The organism is Methylophaga sp. UBA1464 (genome assembly GCF_002325665.1).
Taxonomy (GTDB): domain Bacteria; phylum Pseudomonadota; class Gammaproteobacteria; order Nitrosococcales; family Methylophagaceae; genus Methylophaga.
The window spans coordinates 1-613 of the sequence record NZ_DCSO01000089.1; the positions used below are offsets into that span (position 1 = coordinate 1).

At 51.5% G+C, this 613-nt stretch carries 1 protein-coding gene; it reads right to left on the reverse strand.

The window, feature by feature from the left end; genetic code table 11:
- Window positions 1-613 (reverse strand): flagellar hook-length control protein FliK (locus B3O33_RS11495; protein ID WP_292363625.1); only part of this gene is annotated, 613 nt, incomplete at both ends.

The window sequence follows — 613 nt, forward strand, 5'->3', positions numbered from 1 at the left end:
CATCCTGCTCAGAACTTTGCGAGGACTGATCCTGATGACTGACTTCAGCATGATTAAGCGCCAATCCATTGTCACTGAAACTCTCGCGCAATCTTGGCAGTGCCTGCTCCAGGGCATCTCTGGCGGCGGCATTTGAGGCGACAAACGTAACACTTGTCTGTTCATTTTGCATGCTCAGTCTGACCTCTACTGGTCCCAGATGAGCCGGATTCAGCCTCAGTTCCGCTTGCTGCACACCTTCACGCGCCATCCACACCACTCGACTACTCATCACTCTGGCCCACGCCGCATTATTCAATTGTGGCTGAATATCCAATGATAAAGCCGGACTTCCTGCGCTGGCCACGCCTGCCACAGGTGTCGCTGTTCCCGTCGTTGCAGAGAACACTAAAGGATTACTCAAGGTGGAAGCAGGACCTTTCTCTGTTAATGGCTCTACCTGACGCATGGAGGCAATAGCTTCGGCACTCGCAGCATTCGTTTGCTGAGGCATTTTACTCGCGTTTTGCATCATCGATTTAAATTTTTCGGTAGCAACCGCTTCGCCTTCACCACCTTGTTTTTGTATGGCTTGCAGTATATCCGCACGGATTGTAGTAGCAGGACTATCCGC